The organism is Labrys sp. E2SS-1L (genome assembly GCF_057073705.1).
Genome location: NZ_CP172712.1, coordinates 2,130,271 through 2,146,877 on the forward strand (window position 1 = coordinate 2,130,271; position 16,607 = coordinate 2,146,877).

Genomic DNA, 16,607 nt, shown 5'->3' on the forward strand with positions numbered 1-16,607 from the left:
GAGTGCCATGCTATTCAACAAAATATAACATCGCAAGAGCGATTGTGTTAGAAAATGTTTGATTGGAGTCGTTAATTGACAGGTGCCGACGCGGATCGAGCCAGACCGTTTTGCGATTTGGTGGAATCACCAAGAATCGCAAAGACGCCTTAGCCAATCCTTTGGATTGGCTTGGGAACAAGGAGTTGGAGCACATAAGCGTTCACGCTTGAACGCGCTTTGCTCTAGGGATGGGCCACATGCCCGGAAGGGGCAAACGAGAAGGCCCCCGCCCCGTGGATGGGGCGAGGGCCTGAACCTCTCGGATAATGGATTGGACGGGGTCAGCCGGCCGCGGCCAGCCTTTCCGCGCGCTCACGCTCCCTTTCGGCCCGGCTGGTATAGATGGCGGCGGCCACCACGCCGAGGGCGACCACGGCCAGCATCAGCGTGCAGGCGGCGTTGATTTCCGGCGTCACGCCGAGGCGGACGGAGGAATAGATGCGCATCGGCAGCGTGTTCCAGCCCGGACCCGAGGTGAAGCTGGCGAGCACGAGATCGTCCAGCGATAGGGTGAAGGCCAGCATCCAGCCCGAGATCACCGCCGGCGCAATGATCGGCAGTGTAATCAGGAAGAAGGCCTTGAAGGGATGGCAGCCCAGATCCAGGGCCGCCTCCTCGATGGAACGGTCGAAGCTGAGCAGGCGCGATTGCACCACCACGGTGACGAAGCACATGGTGAGCGTGACATGGGCGAGGGTGATGGTCCAGAAGCCGCGATCGACGCCCATCGAGATGAAGAACAAGAGGAGCGACAGGCCGATGATGATCTCGGGCATCACCAGCGGCGCATAGACCATGGCCGAGAAGGTCATGCGGCCACGGAAGCGCCCCATGCGCACCAGGACTACGGCGGCGAGCGTGCCGAGTATGGTGGCGATGGTGGCCGAGACCGCGGCCACGATCAGGGTGATTTTGGCGGCGTTCATGAAGGCTTCGTCGTGGAAAAGTTCGACATACCAGCGTGTCGACCAGCCGCCCCAGACCGTCACCAGCTTGGAGTCGTTGAAGGAGTAGATCACCAGGATCACGATCGGCAGATAGAGGAAGGCGAGGCCGAGGGCGACCGAGGTCATGTTGAACCAGGAAGAGCCTTGTTTCATCGGTCGGTCTCCAGCGCCTTGGCCTGGCTGTGCTGATAATAGGTGATCGGCACGACCAGGATGATCAGAAGGATCACGGCAACGGCAGAGGCCGCCGGCCAGTCGCGGTTCGAGAAGAACAGGTCCCACATCTGCTTGCCGATCATCAGCGTGGATGAGCCGCCGAGCAGGTCCGGGATGACGAACTCGCCCACGGCCGGGATGAAGCAGAGCATACAGCCGGCGATCACGCCGGGCAGGGAGAGCGGGAAGGTCACCAGCCAGAAGGCCTTGATCGGCTTGCAGCCGAGATCGGCAGCCGCTTCCAGCAGGGTGTGATCCATCTTCTCCAGGGTCGAATAGAGCGGCAGGATCATGAAGGGCAGATAGGAATAGACGATGCCGATGAAGATCGCCCAATTGGTGTTGAGGATCTGCAGGGGCTCGGAGATGATGCCGAGCTTGATCAGCACCAGGTTGAGCAGTCCTTCCGGCTTGAGAATGCCGATCCAAGCATAGACGCGGATCAGGAACGAGGTCCAGAACGGCAGGATCACCAGCATCAGCAGGGTCGGGCGGATGCTCTTGGGGGCGCGCGCCATGCCATAGGCGATGGGATAGCCGATGATCAGCAGAAGGATCGTCGAGACGAAGGCGATCGCCACGCTGGACAGGTAAGCCTTCAGATAGAGCGTATCGCCATCCTCGCCCCAGATGTTGAACATCGTCCAGTAATTGTCGAGGTTCAGCTCGGAAACGAAGCTGGCAATGCTCTGCCAGGTCCAATCGAAATCGAAGGTCGGCGTATAGGGCGGCTGTCCCAGCGCAGTCTGGCTGAGCGAGATTTTCAGCACCATCAGGAAGGGCAGGGCGAAGAAGATCGTCAGCCATAGATAGGGGATGGCGATCACTCCGGTGCGCCCGGAGAAGAAGCCCTTGCGGGTCTTGTCAGCCATGTCGCCCTCCTATTTGGTCAGGACGACGCCGGCATCCGGCGCAAAGCTGACATGGACCTTGTCTTCCCAGGTGATCGGGCGCTCGACGAAGCGGCTCATATTGGCCTGCGACACCCGGATGCGCTGGCCGGTGCCGGCAATGTCGACGAGGTAGTTGGTCCAGTCGCCGAGATAGCCGATGTCGAAGACCTCGCCTGCCAGCGAATTGCCGGGCGTCGCGGGCGGATCGAGCGAGATCCGCATCTTTTCGGGACGAATGGCGAGGAAGACGTTCTGGCCCACCGAGCAGGCCTCCGCACTGTCCACGCTGAAGCTCTGGCTGGCGTGGGAGGTTATGGTGAGGGAACTGCCGTTCTGCGAGGAAACCTTGCCCTCGAGGATGTTGATATTGCCGATGAAGTCGGCGACATAGCGGGAATTGGGCTGCTCGTAGATCTCACCGGGCGGAGCCACCTGTACCAGCTTGCCATGGTCCATCACGGCGATGCGGTCGGACATCGTCATCGCCTCTTCCTGGTCGTGCGTGACGATGACGAAGGTGATGCCGAGCTCGACCTGGATGTCCATCAACTCGAACTGGGTTTCCTCGCGCAGTTTCTTGTCGAGGGCGCCGAGCGGCTCGTCGAGCAGCAGCACTTTGGGCTGCTTGGCGACGGCACGGGCGAGGGCGACACGCTGCCGCTGGCCGCCCGAGAGCTGGTGCGGCTTGCGGGTGGCGAATTTCTCCAGCTTGACCAGTTTCAGCATCTGCCCGACGCGGGTCTCGATCTCGGCCTTGGGCATCTTGTCCATCTTCAGGCCGAAGGCGATGTTGTCAGCCACGCTCATATGCGGGAACAGGGCATAGGACTGGAACATCATGTTCACGGGCCGCTCATAGGGCGGCACGCCGGCGAGATCCTTTCCCGCCAGCGTGATGCGCCCGCTCGTCGGCTGCTCGAAGCCGGCCAGCATGCGCATCAAGGTGGTCTTGCCGCAGCCCGATGGACCGAGCAGGGAGAAGAATTCGCGGGGGTGGATGTCGAGCGAAACCTCGTTCACTGCCACGAAATCGCCGAAGCGTTTGGTGACGTTCTCGAAGCGGATGAGGGGGACTTCCTTTGGATCGGCCCAGGGCTGGAATTTGCGGCGAACGCCCCCGATCGCCTTCTGCGACTTCACGGGCGCCGTGGCGCCGCCCCCGCCTGTATCAGACATGGTATCCCATCTGTTTGTGGTGATTGATTGCAGCCTAAACCGGGAAGTCGGCGGCGGTCTACAGGGGAAATGCGATTCCGAGCAAAAATGTGATCACATTTTTTGTGATCACATTTTTTGGCCGTTCCGATTGACTTTTACATGCCGCTAAAGGCAGTGTGGCGCCAGCGTCGGTCCACCGATGCCTCTTTTGCGCGTCTTCCCCGATGCGCGGCGCGTGCGCCTCCGCCCTCCTAAACCAAGGGCCCGAACCGGAGGTTAGTCGCGTGATGGCTTCCTAGGCAGAGTTTCCCGGTAAGGCCCTCGGATGGGCCTTGCCGGGAAACTCTGCAAATATTTGATATCTTGCAGATTTCTCTCGATCGGGCCGCTGGCTCGATCAAGAGAAATCTGCCTGGTGGGCCGTCAAACAGGTCGCCGGCGCGTGTTTCGGGTCGCCGCTCCGCACTTCCTGCGGGGTGGAAGCCGCATGTGTGCGACGATGAGCAAAAAGAAGAAGTCAGACAAGCCCGAGCATTCTGGCGTGCCGGATATCGAATCCGCGCGTGGCATCTCCGGTGTGGAGAGCGCGAAGGATTGGTTCCGCGCCCGGGACATCGAGGAGATCGAATGCCTGGTTCCCGACCAGGGCGGGGTGGCCCGCGGCAAGATCATGCCGGTGTCGAAATTCCTGACCTCGCCGGTGATGAACCTGCCGCTTTCGATCTTCTATCAGTGCATCACCGGCGAATATCCGGCCTATGACGGGCTGGTCGATGCCGTGGAAGCCGATACCGACATGTTCATGCAGCCGGATTGGTCGACCCTGACCGCCGTGCCCTGGGCGATGGATCCGACCGCCCAGGTCATCCACGACGCGATGACGCGTGACGGCCGTCCCGTCGAGCAGGCGCCGCGCCAGGTGCTGCGCCGTGTCCGCGAGCTCTATCGCAAGAAGGGCTGGCAGCCGGTGGTGGCGCCCGAGATCGAGTTCTATCTGGTCGAGCCCAACACCGATCCCGATTATCCGCTCAAACCGCCGATCGGCCGTTCGGGCCGCCCGGAACTCGGCCGGCAGGGCTATTCGATTTCGGCCGTCAACGAATTCGACGCCCTGTTCGAGGACATCTACAAATATTCCGAACATCAGGGCCTGGAGATCGACACGCTGATCCACGAGGACGGCGTGGCCCAGATGGAGATCAATCTGCGCCATGGCGACCCGCTGGAACTGGCCGACCAGGTCTTCCTGTTCAAGCGCACCATCCGCGAGGCCTCGCTCCAGCACAAGATCTACGCCACCTTCATGGCCAAGCCCATGTCGGGCGAGCCGGGCTCGGCGCTGCATATCCACCAGTCGATCGTCGATGCCGAGAGCGGCCAGAACATCTTCTCCGATCCGGAGACCGGCGGCCCGACCCCGCTGTTCTTCTCCTTCCTGGCCGGCCAGCAGAAATATCTGCCGGCGATCATGTGCATGCTGGCACCCTATGTGAACTCCTATCGCCGGCTGACGCGCGATTCCATGGCGCCGATCAACGTGCAGTGGGGCTACGACAACCGCACGGCGGGCCTGCGCGTGCCGCCCTCGGGCCCCGACGCACGGCGCGTCGAGAACCGGGTGCCTTCCTCGGATGCCAATCCCTATCTCGCCATCGCCGCGAGCCTGGCCGCCGGCTATCTCGGCATGACCGAGGAACTGGAGGCGACGTCACCGATCGAATCGGATGCCAAGAACCGCGATTTCGAACTGCCGCAAAGCCTGCTCGAGGCGGTCGCGGAGATGGATGAGAGCGAGGAGATCCGGCAGGTGATGGGCTCGTCCTTCGTCACCGCCTATGCCGCGATCAAGCGCCAGGAATACGAGACCTTCATGAAGGTGATCAGCCCCTGGGAACGCGAGCATCTGCTCCTGAACGTCTAGCATGGCGGCGGGTCTTCGGACCCGCCTCTTCGCCGGAAATCGCCAAAGGCTGCTGGAAAGGCGGGTCTGAAGACCCCGCCCCTGAGAGATCATGACCGACAACACCGGCCATCCGGCCAATTCCTATTACACCGCCACCGCCAACCGCCTGCCGGTCCAGCCTCGGCTTCTGGGCGAGGAACGCGCCGATGTCTGCATCGTCGGTGCCGGCTATACCGGGCTCGGTGCTGCGCTCGCCTTCGCCGAAAAAGGGCTGTCGGTCATCGTGCTCGAGGCGGCCGAGATCGGCTCGGGGGCCTCGGGGCGCAATGGCGGCCAGGTTCATTCGGGCCAGCGCCGTGACCAGGACTATCTGGAGAAACTGGTCGGCCTGGACGGCGCCAAGGCGTTATGGCGCATGGCCGAGGACGCCAAGGCCCATCTCAAGGGCCTGATCTCCAGGCACCGGATCGCCTGCGACTACAAGCAGGGCATCCTGATCGCCGACCACAAACCAAACTATGTGGCGATGTCGCATGCCTATGCGGAGAAGCTGAGGACCGTCTATGGCTATGACAAGGTCGAGGCGATCGGCAAGGCCGAACTGGATGCCGTCCTCGGCGCCAGCGGCTATTATGGCGGCTTCGTCGATCATGATGGCGGCCACCTGCACCCCCTGAACCTGGCATTGGGGCTGGGGGCGGCGGCCCTTGATGCCGGGGTACGGATTTTCGAGCGCTCGCGAGCCGTCAGCTATCGGGCGGAGGGCAGCAAGGCGGTGATCCGCACGGCGCAAGGCAGCGTTTCCGCCGACTGGCTGATCCTCGCCGGCGATGGCTATCTCTCGGGGCTGGACGCCCATACCGAGGCGCGGGTGATGCCGATCAACAATTTCATCCTGGCGACCGAGCCTTTCTCGGACAATGAAGCCAGGGCCTTGATCGCCAACGACTATGCCGTCGCCGACAGCCGCTTCGTGGTGAACTACTATCGCCTGTCGGCGGACCGGCGCCTGCTCTTCGGCGGCGGCGAGAACTATCGCTCGGGCTTTCCGTCGGACATGAAGGCCTTCGTGCGCAAGCGCATGCTCAAGGTCTTCCCGCAGCTCGAAAACAAGCGCATCGACTATGCCTGGGGTGGCACGCTCGGCATCACCACCACGCGCCTGCCCTTCGTGCGGCGGCTGGCGCCCAACGTACTGACGGCCTCGGGCTATTCCGGGCAGGGCGTGATGCTCGCGCCCTATTTCGGCAAGATCCTGGCGGATGTCACCGCCGCGACCCTGGGCGAATTCGATCGCCTCGCCGCCCTGCCGACGCCGCCTTTCCCAGGCGGGCGCCTGCTGCGCTGGCCGACCCTGGTCGCCGGCATGAGCTATTATGCGCTGAGAGACCGGCTCTAAACCCTTGCAAAGCGTGTTCAGGCGGGGGCGCGTATTTGCCTGGTTCCCGTTCCGACGCGGTTTTGCCGTTACCGTCGAGCCAATTCTCAAAGACGCTTTTGGCGATCGGGCGATCATGAGCATGCCGCTCGGTATCCGGCTTGCAAGATCCAGGAAAAAATCACAGTCTCCCGGTGCTTCGGAAGTCTTCCGCGCTGCGATGTCGGATGCTTCTTCTCTATACGCAATCAAGACAACGTCACTTTACAATATTGTCAAAGCGGGATGGAAAGCGCCATGGTTTCCTATTTGGATTATTATGAGACTCGATCGAGTATGCATCGGATTTTGCCTGCGCGATTGATCGGATGGGCAGTCAGGACTTCATTTGTCGCGGGGGCGCTGACCTTGGCTGCGGTCCCGGCCCATGCGCAAGGCTCCGAGCCCTGGATCACCACCTGGGCAGCCACGCCCGCCCCGCGCTGGGCGGAGGAATTGCCGGCGCCCTTCGACGTGCCCGAAGTCCTGGGCGATCAGACCGTGCGCCAGATCGCCCGCATCAGCGTCGGCGGCGAGCAGGTGCGTGTGGTCATCTCCAACGAGTTCGGCACGCGCCCGGTGACGATCGGTTCGGCCAGCGTGGCCCTGTCCAAGGGAGGCAGCGCCATCGACGAAGGCTCGGTGAAGCCCTTGACCTTCGGTGGCAAGCCCTCGGCCGTGATCCCGCCCGGTGCACCGCTGGTCAGCGACCCCGTGGACCTGTCGGTCAAGGCCCTGTCGAATCTCGCGGTCAGCTTCTATTTGCCCAAGCGTGCCGGCATCACCTCGGTCCATTGGGACGGCGTGCAGACCGGCTACGTCTCTGGACCGGGCGACAAGACCAAGGATGCCGATTTCACCGCCGCCAGCACCAACAAATCGCGCCTGCTGCTCAGCCGCATCCTGACCACGGCCAAGCCGGAGTCGAAGGCGATCGTGTTCTTCGGCGATTCCATCACCGACGGGGCCTGCTCCACGCCGGACAAGAACAATCGCTGGCCCGATCATATCGCCGAGCGCCTGCAGGCCGAGGGTCATGCCGATGTGGCCGTGGTCAACGAGGCCTATTCCGGCAATCGCGTGCTGTCCAACGGCATGGGCACCAATGCGCTCAGCCGCTTCGACATGTCGGTGCTCAGCCATCCCCGGGTTTCGACCGTGGTGATGATGATGGGGATCAACGATATCGGCTGGCCGGGCAAGGACGCCATCACCCCGGCCGATCCCGAGCCGACGGCCGAGGATGTGATCGCCGGCTACAAGCAGATCATCGACCGGGCTCACGCCCATGGCATCCGTTTCGTCGGTGTGACCCTCACGCCCTTCGTCGACACCTTCAAGGGGCTGCCGACCTCCGGCTACTACACGCCCGAGAAGGAGAAGATCCGCCAGGAGGTCAATGCCTGGATCCGGACCAACAAGATGGCGGATGGGCTGATCGATTTCGACAAGGTGCTCGAAGATCCGAGCAAACCCAACAATATCAATCCCGCCTATGATTGCGGCGACCATCTGCATCCCAACGATGCCGGCTATCAGGCCATGGCCAAGGCGGTCGATCTTGGCGTACTGGTGCCCAGACCATAGCAGGACGGCGCGAAACCCCCGGCAAATCTTGCCGGGTTCCGCGGCCAGGGGGCTGGTCTTCAGGCGCACCCCTTTCAAGGTGTTTGACACAGTCGAGTCAGGTCTGATCGTCGAGGTCGCGCTGCCCCTCACCTTACCTCTCCCCGTAAGAACGGGGCGAGGGGACTTAGATGTCCAGTCATGTTCGGTGAATCTTTGGTCTCGCACGATGATTGGGCGAGACGAATGCGACGAGAACGAGTCGCAACGCTTGCGCCTCCTCGCCCCGTTCTTACGGGGAGAGGTAAGGTGAGGGGCGGCATTATCCTGCGTATACAAACCTTTCCGGGTTTGTTCGAAACACCCTGAAAGGGTGGTCTTCAGGCCAGTCGTCGGTCGAGCTCGAGAAGGGTTCGCAGCAGTACCTCGGCGCCATCGGCGCATTGCCGGGGCGAGGAATATTCCCGTTCATTGTGGGAGAGCCCGTCGCGGGACGGGATGAAGATCATCGCCGTCGGGGCGAGGGCCGCCAGATGGGCGGCGTCATGACCGGCGCCGGACGCGATGTCGCGGCAGGACAACCCGCAGTCCACGGCTGCCTGGCGAACAGCCTCGATGCAGGCGGGATCGAAGGCCACAGGCTGCTTGGCCCAGATCCGCTCGATGCGGCTGTCGGCCTGGCCGGCGACGGCCTGCCGCAGCGCCGTTTCCATGGCGTCCAGCCCGGTTTGGCTGGGATGGCGCATGTCGATCTGCAGGTTGACCCGGCCCGGAACGACATTGCGGGAATTCGGGGAGATGCCGGCATGGCCGACCGTCAGCACGCCGGGGGCATGGGCACGGCCGATCGCCTCGACAGCAAGGATGAGCCGGGCGGCGGCGGTCAACGCGTCGCGTCGGTTCGCCATCGGCGTCGAACCGGCATGGGATTCGGTGCCTTCGATCACCACGTCGAACCAGCGCAGGCCCTGTACGCCGGTGACGGCCCCGATCGCGGTGCCCTCCGCTTCCAGTACGGGTCCCTGTTCGATGTGGAGCTCGACATAGGCAGCCGGCGTTTGCCTGTAGGCCTGGCTGCCGCGATAGCCGATGGCGTCGAGAGCCTCGCCGACGCTGATCCCGGCACGGTCGCGCACCGCGAGCGCCTCGTCGAGCTCGATGGCGCCAGCATGCACGCCCGAGCCGAACATGGCCGGGGAAAAGCGCGAGCCTTCCTCATTGGTCCAGTTCACCACGGTCAGCGGGTGTTCGGTGACGATGCCCGAACTCTTCAGGGCGCGAAGGGCGGCGAGGCCGGCCAGCACGCCGAGGACGCCGTCATAGCGCCCGCCGCCCGGCTGGGTGTCGAGGTGGCTGCCGGTCATGATGACGGGCAGGGCGGCATTGCGCCCTGGATAGGACGCGAACAGGTTGCCGATCGGATCGACGTCCACGCGGCAGCCGAGCTCGATGCAGCGGGCAACAAACCAGTCCCGGACGGCCTTGTCTTCCGGCGTGAGAGTGAGGCGGGAGACGCCGCCATTGCCGGTGCCGCCGAAGCGGGCGGTGGCCTCGATATCGGCATTGAGCTGCACCGCATCGATGCGGGGCGTCGGGGCCGTCCGGCTGGCGAGAGGCTGGTCCATCATTCCGCCTTGGCGGTTTCTTGCAGCTTGTAGCGGAAATTGCAGTGGCTGGAGCCGTCCATGATCGTCTGCGTGCGCTCGAGCGTGATACGCGGATCATAGCCGGTGCAGAACACCCCGTCGCGGTTGCAGGACAGCAGGTGCCCGATCTTGCCGAGCCCCATTTCCTTGTAGGTCTCGGCGTAGCGGCAGCGATGGACATTGTAGTCGAACTCGGTGTCGGTGGCCTTGACCACTTCGATCACCAGCGCGTCGTCCTGGGTCCACAGCGCTTGCAGGTCCTGGAAACTGCGCAAATCGGTGCCACCCGGCGTCTTGGCGGCAAAGCTGCGTCCTGCCTCGATGGCGGCCTTGCGGATGGCGGAATCGAGGATCGACTGCGCCAGCTCCTCGCCGAGGCGCTCACGCATTTCCTCATAGATCGGCGCGATGATGCCGGCCTCGATCCGCCGGCGCGCGAGAATGCCGATCTCGCCCTCCATCACCGCCTTCGCGCTCTCCTCCCGGCCGGGATCTGCCGCCTGACTCATGACCTGTCTCCTGCTCGTTGATCGATCATGCTGCCAGTTGGGCAGCGTCCGGCCCGGAGGCAAGCGAAAAATCGACGGCGGCGGCCGCATGGATCGTGGTGGAGTCGAAGCCGGGCAGGCTGAGGCTGCCGGGGGAGAGGATCAGGCAGATCTCGGTGCAGCCGAGGATGACGCTGTCGGCACCTTCGGCCTTGGCCCGCTCGATCAACGCCTCGAGCTTTTGGCGCGAGCTGTCCTTCACCAGCCCGGCGCAGAGTTCGGAGAAGATGACGTCATGCACGACGGCCCGGCCTTCGGCATCGGGCACCATCACCTCGATGCCATGCCCGCGCATGCGCTCGGCGTAGAAGCCCTGTTCCATGGTGTAGCGGGTGGCGAGCAGGAGCGGGCGGCTGCGGCCGGCTGCAGCCAGGGCCTTGGCGGTTTCGTCGATGATGTCGATCAGCGGACAGGCGATCGCCGTCTGCACCGGCTGGGCGACCAGATGCATGGTGTTGGTGCAGATCAGCACGCAGCCGGCTCCGGCGGCTTCGAGGTCACGGGCCACGCCGGCCAGCCTTTCGGCCGCCGCATCCCAACGGCCAGCCTTCTGCATGTCGACGATATCCTGGAAGTTCACCGAATGCAGCATGACCTCGGCCGAATGAAGATCGCCGCGCCGGGCGCGCACCGCTTCGTTGATCAGCTTGTAATAGATCGCCGAGCTCTCGAAGCTCATGCCGCCGATCAGGCCGATTTTCCGCATGTCCGTCTCCCATCTAGGGTTTGATTATCATGACGGGATGATGCCTTGAAATCCGCGAAAATGGGTTGCATTCTTTAGGCGGCTTTAGTTGTTTTTGAACAAATAGATTGCGAGTATTGACTACATGCGCAAAAATTTTGCGTATATGAATTTGGATGCACAAGCTGAATGCGCGAGGAGATATGAAGCTGGATCAGCGCGACAAGCAGATCCTGGCACTGCTGCAACTGCAGGCGGATCATCCGCTCGCCGATCTCGCCGAGAAGATCCATCTGTCGCCCTCGGCCTGCTGGCGGCGCATCAAGCGCCTGGAGGAGGAGGGCTATATCGCCAGGCGCGCCGCACTCCTCGACCGCAAGAAGGTGGGCCTGCCCACCACGGTCTATGTCATGGTCCGTACGGCCAACCACTCGCTGGAGTGGCTGGAGCGCTTCCGCGCGTTGGTCGCCGACACGCCCGAGATCGTCGAGATGCATCGGCTCACCGGCGATATCGACTATCTGCTCAAGATCGTGCTGCCGGATGTCGAAAGCCTGGACTTGGTCTACAAGAAGCTGGTGGCCAAGCTGCAGTTCAACGACATCTCCTCCTACATCTCGATGGAGATGTTCAAGGACACCACGGTACTGCCGCTGTCCAACGCCTGATGAACTCAGTCCAGCGGGATGAGGGTTTTCAGCCGCGCCAGCCGGCGGCCGAACAGGGCGGGATCGCCGAGGGCGCGCGCGGTGACCAGCGCTCCCTGGATGCCGGCGACGATGTCTTCGGCAAGTGCGTCCGCGAGATCAGGCTCCTTGCCGAGGCGCCGGAGTGCCTCCGCCAGGGCGTCGCGCCATTCGGCGAAATAGGCGTTGATGGCGTCGGCAAAACGGTCGCGCACATCCGACAGGGCGAATATGCCGACGATGCAGACCCGTCCTCCCGAGTGGAAATAGCGATCCGTCGCCTCGAACATCGCTGAGATCGCGGCAGCCGGGTCCGTCGTCGCGCGTAGCGATTCGAAGACATGGCTGCGGAACCAGCCGTCGATATGCTCGAGCACGGCAGCCGCCATCTCCTCCTTCCCGCCCGGGAAGAAGTTGTAGAGGCTGCCCTTGCCCAGGCCTGTCTGCTGGCCGATGAGGGCAAGGCTGGCGCCCTCATAGCCATGGCTGCGGAAGACCTCGGTGAGGGCCGGTATGATATCGGCGCGCTCGCGGACCGTTTTCATCAGGGCGCCTCACTTTCAGGCTGAATTGCCAGAAATGGCAAAATGCCCGCTCTTCAGTAAGTTCAATCGAAGAATTGGTCCAACCGGACGCATTTTGTGTCAGAGGCCGAGATCGCTAAGGCCCGGATGGTCGGCGGGACGGGGAGCGGAGCGGTCCCAGTGGAACTTGCGCTCACTCTCGGTGATCGGCACGTCGTTGATGGAGGCATGGCGCACTGCCATCAGGCCGTTCTCGTCGAATTCCCAATTCTCGTTGCCGTAGGAGCGGAACCAGTTGCCGTCGGCATCGTGCCACTCATAGGCGAAGCGCACGCCGATGCGGTTGTCGCCATAGGCCCACAATTCCTTGATCAGACGGTAATCCTGCTCGCGCTGCCATTTGCGCGTGAGGAAGGCGATGATCTCGGGGCGTCCCTTGAGGAACTCGGAGCGGTTGCGCCAGCGGCTGTCCGGTGTATAGGCGAGCGAGACGCGCTCGGGATTGCAGCTGTTCCAGCCATCCTCGGCGGCGCGGATCTTCTGGATCGCGGCCTCGCGGGTGAAGGGAGGCAGCGGTGGGCGTTGTTCGGGCATGGCGACATCCTCTTTGTACCGATCGCTCCATCATGGACCGATCGGTACAAGAGTCAAGAGTTTCCTTGGAGCGCGGACATCCTGTCCGCTCTTGCTTTCCTGAGAACGGGGCATTTCCAAGAGCGGACAGGATGTCCGCGCTCCGCCTCACGCCTTCTGCGGCAAAGTCAGCCCATATTTGCTGCCGAGTTCGACGAAAGCCTCTTCGCTGACGGGATCTACCGGCACGCCCTTGCGCGCCCGCTCTTCCTCCACCGCCCATTCGCGATCGCCCGGCGCCATTGGCTTGCCGCCGGCGCCTTCGGCCGGCACGGCGGCGCGGATATTGGCGAGATAGCGGGTCATGATCGCCCCGTAGATCTCCGGGGCGATGAAGGCCGAGGGGTTGATAGCCAGGGCAAAACCGCCCATGTCGCGCGGAGCGCCGGTCGAGGGCTGGCCATACATCGGCACCAACTCGGTCGAAAGCGCCATGCCGGTGAGGGGAGCGGACAGGATCTCCACAAGGCCGGCGAGCGCCGCACCCTTGAAGCCCTGCTCGCCGCCCACCGGCGAGAGCACGCGGGCGGCTTCCGGATCGGTGGTGTTGACGCCCTTCTCGTCCACGGCGACGCCCTGCGGCAGGGTGAGGCCGAGCGAACGGTAGAGCAGCACGCGGTTTTGCGGAATGGCGCTGGTCGCCATGTCCATCAGCCAGGGGCGCTGGCCGGGGACCGGGGCGCCGATGGCGATCGGGCTGGTGCCGTGGAAGGCGTCCCGCCCGTCGAACAGCCGCACGGCCGCGTCGGAATTGGCAGTGAGCAGGCCGATGAAGCCCTGTTCGGCGGCCCACATCGGATAGGCGCCGGCGGCGCCCATATGGGAGGAGCGCCGGATGGTGACGGCGCCGATGCCCTGCGTCCTGGCGATGTCGACGGCCACTTCCATGGCCCGGTAGCAGGCCAGGTGTCCGATGGCGCCATCCGCATCCAGAACGGCCGTGGCGCCTTCGCCGCGCGATACTTCGAGCTGGGGATGCCCGTTGATCTCGCCGCTGGCCAGCACCGAGAGATAGTAGGGCAGCAGCCTCACGCCATGGCTGTCCACGCCTAGGCGCGAGGCATGCATCATGGCGCGGGTGGCGGCTTGTGCCGAGGGGACATCGGCCCCGCCGGCCAGGAGGGCGGATTCGAGAAAGGCTTCGAGGCTGCTACTCGTATAACGCTGCGGTTCGCTCATCGGTCACGCTCTGTCTTCGGATAATCATCCCGGTTATCAGGATCGATCTGGTCGGCTTCCTCGCCGGGAATGGCATAGACGCCCTTGAGCCAGCGCGACAGATCGATGTCGGCGCAGCGCTTGGAGCAGAAGGGCTTGCTGGCCTCGACGCTGGGCTTGCCGCAGATCGGGCATTTGCGTTTGACGAGAGGGGTCGGGGTCGGTTCGCTCACAATTCGTCCCTCCAGGTGCCGCGGACCGGAAAGCCCGCACCTTCGAGAAGGCTCACCGTCTCATAGAGCGGCAGGCCGACGACATTGGTATAGGACCCGACGAGGCGCAGCACGAACACGCCGGCCAGGCCCTGGATGGCATAGCCGCCCGCCTTGCCGTGCCATTCATTGGAGTCGAGATAGGCATTGAGTTCGTCACGCGACAGATGCTTGAAGCGCACCCGCGTTTCCACCAGTCGGGTCCGGATGGTGCCCTGCGGGTCGGCGACGGCGACGCCCGTCATCACGATATGGCTGCGGCCCGACAGCAGGCTGAGGCAGGCTTCGGCATCCTCGCGCGTCTCGGCCTTGGGCAGGATGCGCCCGGTGCAGGCCACCACCGTATCGGCCGACACCGTGTAGGCGCCGGCGAGATCGGGGCGGCTCCCAAGGGTGGTCAGGGCCGCCTCGAGCTTACCCCTGGCGAGGCGCTGCACCAGCATGCGCGCCGCCTCGCCGCGCCTGGGCGTTTCATCGATATCGGTGGGCAGCAACGCATCCGGTTCGCAGCCTGCCTGCTCGAGCAGGGCATGGCGGCGCGGGCTGGCGGAAGCGAGCACGAGCTTGGGACGTTCAGTCATGACAGGCGCAATAGCAGGATTCGTCGTGTTTGGACCAGAGTCGGCTGAGAAATAGAACCGGCCCCGTTGGATCGCGGCCTGCCTCCGGGAGGAGGGCATCCTTCGAGAAGCGCCGCCGGCTTGCAAAAAGTTCCGTAGGGAACACAAGTTGATGTCGCATCTATATTAAGCCATCCGGCAGTTATAAATGCCGTGTTATGTATTTCATTGCGAGGGGCCGAGGACAATTTGCGCGGCATGTCAGCATGCCCGAATGACCTCCAATGATTTCGATTGAATCGTGAATGGGGAAGGGGCTGGCATGCAGCATAGAGGTTGTATCGCTTTGGCGGCGGCGAGTATTGCTCTGCTCGTGGCCGGAAGCGCGAGAAGCGAGGTCATCGGCCGCTACGACATGGGGCAATGGGTGATCGAAGCCAATGCCAGCAATGGCCGCTTTGAATATTGTGCTTCCAGCGGCAAATATTCGAGGGGCGCGGCGGTGCATTTCCTGCTGACGCGGGAAGCGGCCTGGGGCATGGTCATCGAGAATCCCAACTGGAACTGGGTCAGGGATTCGCGAGGCGATGTGACCTATTGGGTCGATAATTACCGTTCGCGTGCCAGCGGCGCCAAGGCAACGGCGCCGACCCGGCTGCTGATTCCGCTGGCCGATTCGACGCAGCTCTTCCAGGAGATCCGGGCCGGGCGGGTTCTCTATTTCCAGCCCCGCGGCAACAAGTCCTTCTCGGTTACCTTGAACGGCACGTCTTCGGCCCTGAGTGCGCTGATGCAATGCGTGGCGCGCTACCGCTAGATCGTCGAGAAGACGCGTCCGGCTTCGACGCGTCTTCGCCATTCAAGGCTGGCGGCGAAACGTGGCGCTACCGTTTCGCCTATTGCCCTTCAGGATAGTCGGCACCCTCGGTCACCGCGGCCCAGGCGTCGAAGTCCTGTGCGAGCTGGGCGAGCTTGATGCGGGCGCCTTCGAGCGCCGCCTTGCCGAGCAACAGCCGCAGGGGTGGATTCTCGGCTTCGACGGCCTTGACGATCGCCTGGGCGGCTCGGACCGGATCGCCGGGTTGCTTGCCGCTATTGCCCCGGATCTGGCCCTGCCGGACGCCCGCCGTTTCGCGATAGGCCGCAATGGTCTGCGGTGCCTCATTGGCCGAGCGGCCCGCCCAATCGGTCCGGAACGGGCCTGGCTCGACGATCAGCACCTTGAGGCCCAGGGGCGCGACTTCCTGGGACAGCGATTCCGACAGGGCTTCGACCGCGAATTTGGTGGCGGTGTAGAAGCTGACGGAGGGCGGGGCGCGCAGGCCGCCGATCGAGGAGATGTTGACGATGGTGCCCGAACGCTGCTGGCGCATCGCCGGCAGCACCGCGCGCGTCATCGCTGTCAGGCCCCAGACATTGATGTCGAACATCTTGTGGACTTCGGCCATGTCACTCTCTTCGAGCGAGCCGAAATAGCCGATGCCGGCATTGTTCACCAGGACGTCGATGCGGCCGAACCGGTCCAGCGCCACGGCCAGGGCAGCATCGATATCGGCCTGTTTCGTCACGTCGAGCTTGAGCACCAGCGCCGTATCGCCGAACTCCATGACGAAGTCCTCGAGCTGGGCGGGATTGCGGGCGGTGACGACGGTCGGATAGCCCAGCGAAAGCGTATGGCGCGCCAGTTCGCGGCCGAAGCCGGTGGAGCAGCCGGTAATGAACCAGACGGGCTTTGCAATTTCTGACATGGCAA

At 63.5% G+C, this 16,607-nt stretch carries 17 protein-coding genes; 5 read left to right on the top strand and 12 right to left on the bottom strand.

Annotated elements, in window-relative coordinates; translation table 11 throughout:
• Positions 1–323: 323 nt before the first annotated feature.
• Genes ACIGJE_RS09850 through ACIGJE_RS09860 form a run of 3 tightly spaced genes read right to left on the bottom strand, consistent with a single transcriptional unit; the run spans position 324 to position 3,274 of the window.
• Positions 324–1,142 carry an ABC transporter permease subunit gene (locus tag ACIGJE_RS09850; RefSeq protein WP_311942460.1) on the bottom strand — a complete coding sequence of 273 codons (819 nt, stop codon included), beginning with the start codon at positions 1,140–1,142 and terminating at the stop codon, positions 324–326.
• Positions 1,139–2,077 (bottom strand): ABC transporter permease subunit, encoded by a 939-nt coding sequence (locus ACIGJE_RS09855; protein ID WP_311942457.1) that lies wholly within the window; start codon positions 2,075–2,077, stop codon positions 1,139–1,141. The genes ACIGJE_RS09850 and ACIGJE_RS09855 overlap by 4 nt, the downstream gene beginning before the upstream one ends.
• 9 nt (positions 2,078–2,086) lie before the next feature.
• On the bottom strand, positions 2,087–3,274 hold the full coding sequence (locus ACIGJE_RS09860; protein WP_367624277.1) for an ABC transporter ATP-binding protein: 1,188 nt from the start codon (positions 3,272–3,274) through the stop codon (positions 2,087–2,089).
• 469 nt (positions 3,275–3,743) lie between these two features.
• Here ACIGJE_RS09860 and ACIGJE_RS09865 point away from each other — a divergent pair, with 469 nt between their 5' ends.
• The 3 genes from ACIGJE_RS09865 to ACIGJE_RS09875 all read left to right on the top strand — a co-directional run bounded on the left by ACIGJE_RS09865 (position 3,744) and on the right by ACIGJE_RS09875 (position 8,163).
• Positions 3,744–5,177: a glutamine synthetase family protein gene (locus ACIGJE_RS09865; protein WP_415080424.1), complete on the top strand. Its 1,434-nt coding sequence runs from the start codon at positions 3,744–3,746 to the stop codon at positions 5,175–5,177.
• 91 nt (positions 5,178–5,268) lie between these two features.
• Positions 5,269–6,558: an NAD(P)/FAD-dependent oxidoreductase gene (locus tag ACIGJE_RS09870; protein ID WP_415080425.1), complete on the top strand. Its 1,290-nt coding sequence runs from the start codon at positions 5,269–5,271 to the stop codon at positions 6,556–6,558.
• Positions 6,559–6,945: 387 nt separating this feature from the next.
• Positions 6,946–8,163, top strand: coding sequence for an SGNH/GDSL hydrolase family protein (locus ACIGJE_RS09875; protein ID WP_311944752.1), 1,218 nt, complete (start codon positions 6,946–6,948; stop codon positions 8,161–8,163).
• Between the two features lie 359 nt (positions 8,164–8,522).
• On the opposite strand, the gene ACIGJE_RS09880 is transcribed toward ACIGJE_RS09875, so the two are convergent.
• The 3 genes from ACIGJE_RS09880 to ACIGJE_RS09890 are packed head-to-tail and all read right to left on the bottom strand — an operon-like array spanning position 8,523 to position 11,042.
• The gene (locus ACIGJE_RS09880; RefSeq protein WP_415080426.1) at positions 8,523–9,770 is read right to left on the bottom strand and encodes a Zn-dependent hydrolase; all 1,248 of its coding nucleotides are present in this window, start codon (positions 9,768–9,770) and stop codon (positions 8,523–8,525) included.
• Positions 9,767–10,297: an L-2-amino-thiazoline-4-carboxylic acid hydrolase gene (locus tag ACIGJE_RS09885; protein WP_311944749.1), complete on the bottom strand. Its 531-nt coding sequence runs from the start codon at positions 10,295–10,297 to the stop codon at positions 9,767–9,769. Before ACIGJE_RS09885 ends, ACIGJE_RS09880 begins: the two co-directional genes overlap by 4 nt.
• A gap of 25 nt (positions 10,298–10,322) precedes the next feature.
• A complete protein-coding gene (locus tag ACIGJE_RS09890; RefSeq protein WP_311944748.1) occupies positions 10,323–11,042 on the bottom strand; it encodes an aspartate/glutamate racemase family protein in 720 nt (239 codons plus the stop codon).
• A 182-nt stretch (positions 11,043–11,224) separates the two neighbouring features.
• Here ACIGJE_RS09890 and ACIGJE_RS09895 point away from each other — a divergent pair, with 182 nt between their 5' ends.
• Positions 11,225–11,689, top strand: coding sequence for an Lrp/AsnC family transcriptional regulator (locus ACIGJE_RS09895; RefSeq protein WP_415080427.1), 465 nt, complete (start codon positions 11,225–11,227; stop codon positions 11,687–11,689).
• Positions 11,690–11,694: 5 nt separating this feature from the next.
• On the opposite strand, the gene ACIGJE_RS09900 is transcribed toward ACIGJE_RS09895, so the two are convergent.
• The 5 genes from ACIGJE_RS09900 to ACIGJE_RS09920 all read right to left on the bottom strand — a co-directional run bounded on the left by ACIGJE_RS09900 (position 11,695) and on the right by ACIGJE_RS09920 (position 14,875).
• Positions 11,695–12,255: a TetR/AcrR family transcriptional regulator gene (locus tag ACIGJE_RS09900; RefSeq protein ID WP_367624321.1), complete on the bottom strand. Its 561-nt coding sequence runs from the start codon at positions 12,253–12,255 to the stop codon at positions 11,695–11,697.
• 96 nt (positions 12,256–12,351) lie between these two features.
• Complete coding sequence (locus tag ACIGJE_RS09905; RefSeq protein ID WP_415080428.1) at positions 12,352–12,825, bottom strand: nuclear transport factor 2 family protein; 474 nt, start codon at positions 12,823–12,825, stop codon at positions 12,352–12,354.
• A gap of 147 nt (positions 12,826–12,972) precedes the next feature.
• A complete protein-coding gene (locus tag ACIGJE_RS09910; RefSeq protein WP_367624275.1) occupies positions 12,973–14,043 on the bottom strand; it encodes an Ldh family oxidoreductase in 1,071 nt (356 codons plus the stop codon).
• Positions 14,040–14,255 (bottom strand): DNA gyrase inhibitor YacG, encoded by a 216-nt coding sequence (gene yacG, locus ACIGJE_RS09915; RefSeq protein ID WP_394310521.1) that lies wholly within the window; start codon positions 14,253–14,255, stop codon positions 14,040–14,042. The genes ACIGJE_RS09910 and yacG overlap by 4 nt, the downstream gene beginning before the upstream one ends.
• On the bottom strand, positions 14,252–14,875 hold the full coding sequence (locus ACIGJE_RS09920) for a Maf family nucleotide pyrophosphatase (protein WP_311944740.1): 624 nt from the start codon (positions 14,873–14,875) through the stop codon (positions 14,252–14,254). Before ACIGJE_RS09920 ends, yacG begins: the two co-directional genes overlap by 4 nt.
• A gap of 301 nt (positions 14,876–15,176) precedes the next feature.
• Between ACIGJE_RS09920 and ACIGJE_RS09925 the strand changes: the two genes are divergently transcribed.
• Positions 15,177–15,671: a hypothetical protein gene (locus ACIGJE_RS09925; protein WP_415080429.1), complete on the top strand. Its 495-nt coding sequence runs from the start codon at positions 15,177–15,179 to the stop codon at positions 15,669–15,671.
• A 79-nt stretch (positions 15,672–15,750) separates the two neighbouring features.
• Here the strand turns inward: ACIGJE_RS09925 and ACIGJE_RS09930 are convergent, their stop codons facing one another.
• A complete protein-coding gene (locus ACIGJE_RS09930) occupies positions 15,751–16,602 on the bottom strand; it encodes an oxidoreductase (protein ID WP_415080430.1) in 852 nt (283 codons plus the stop codon).
• Positions 16,603–16,607 lie beyond the last annotated feature (5 nt).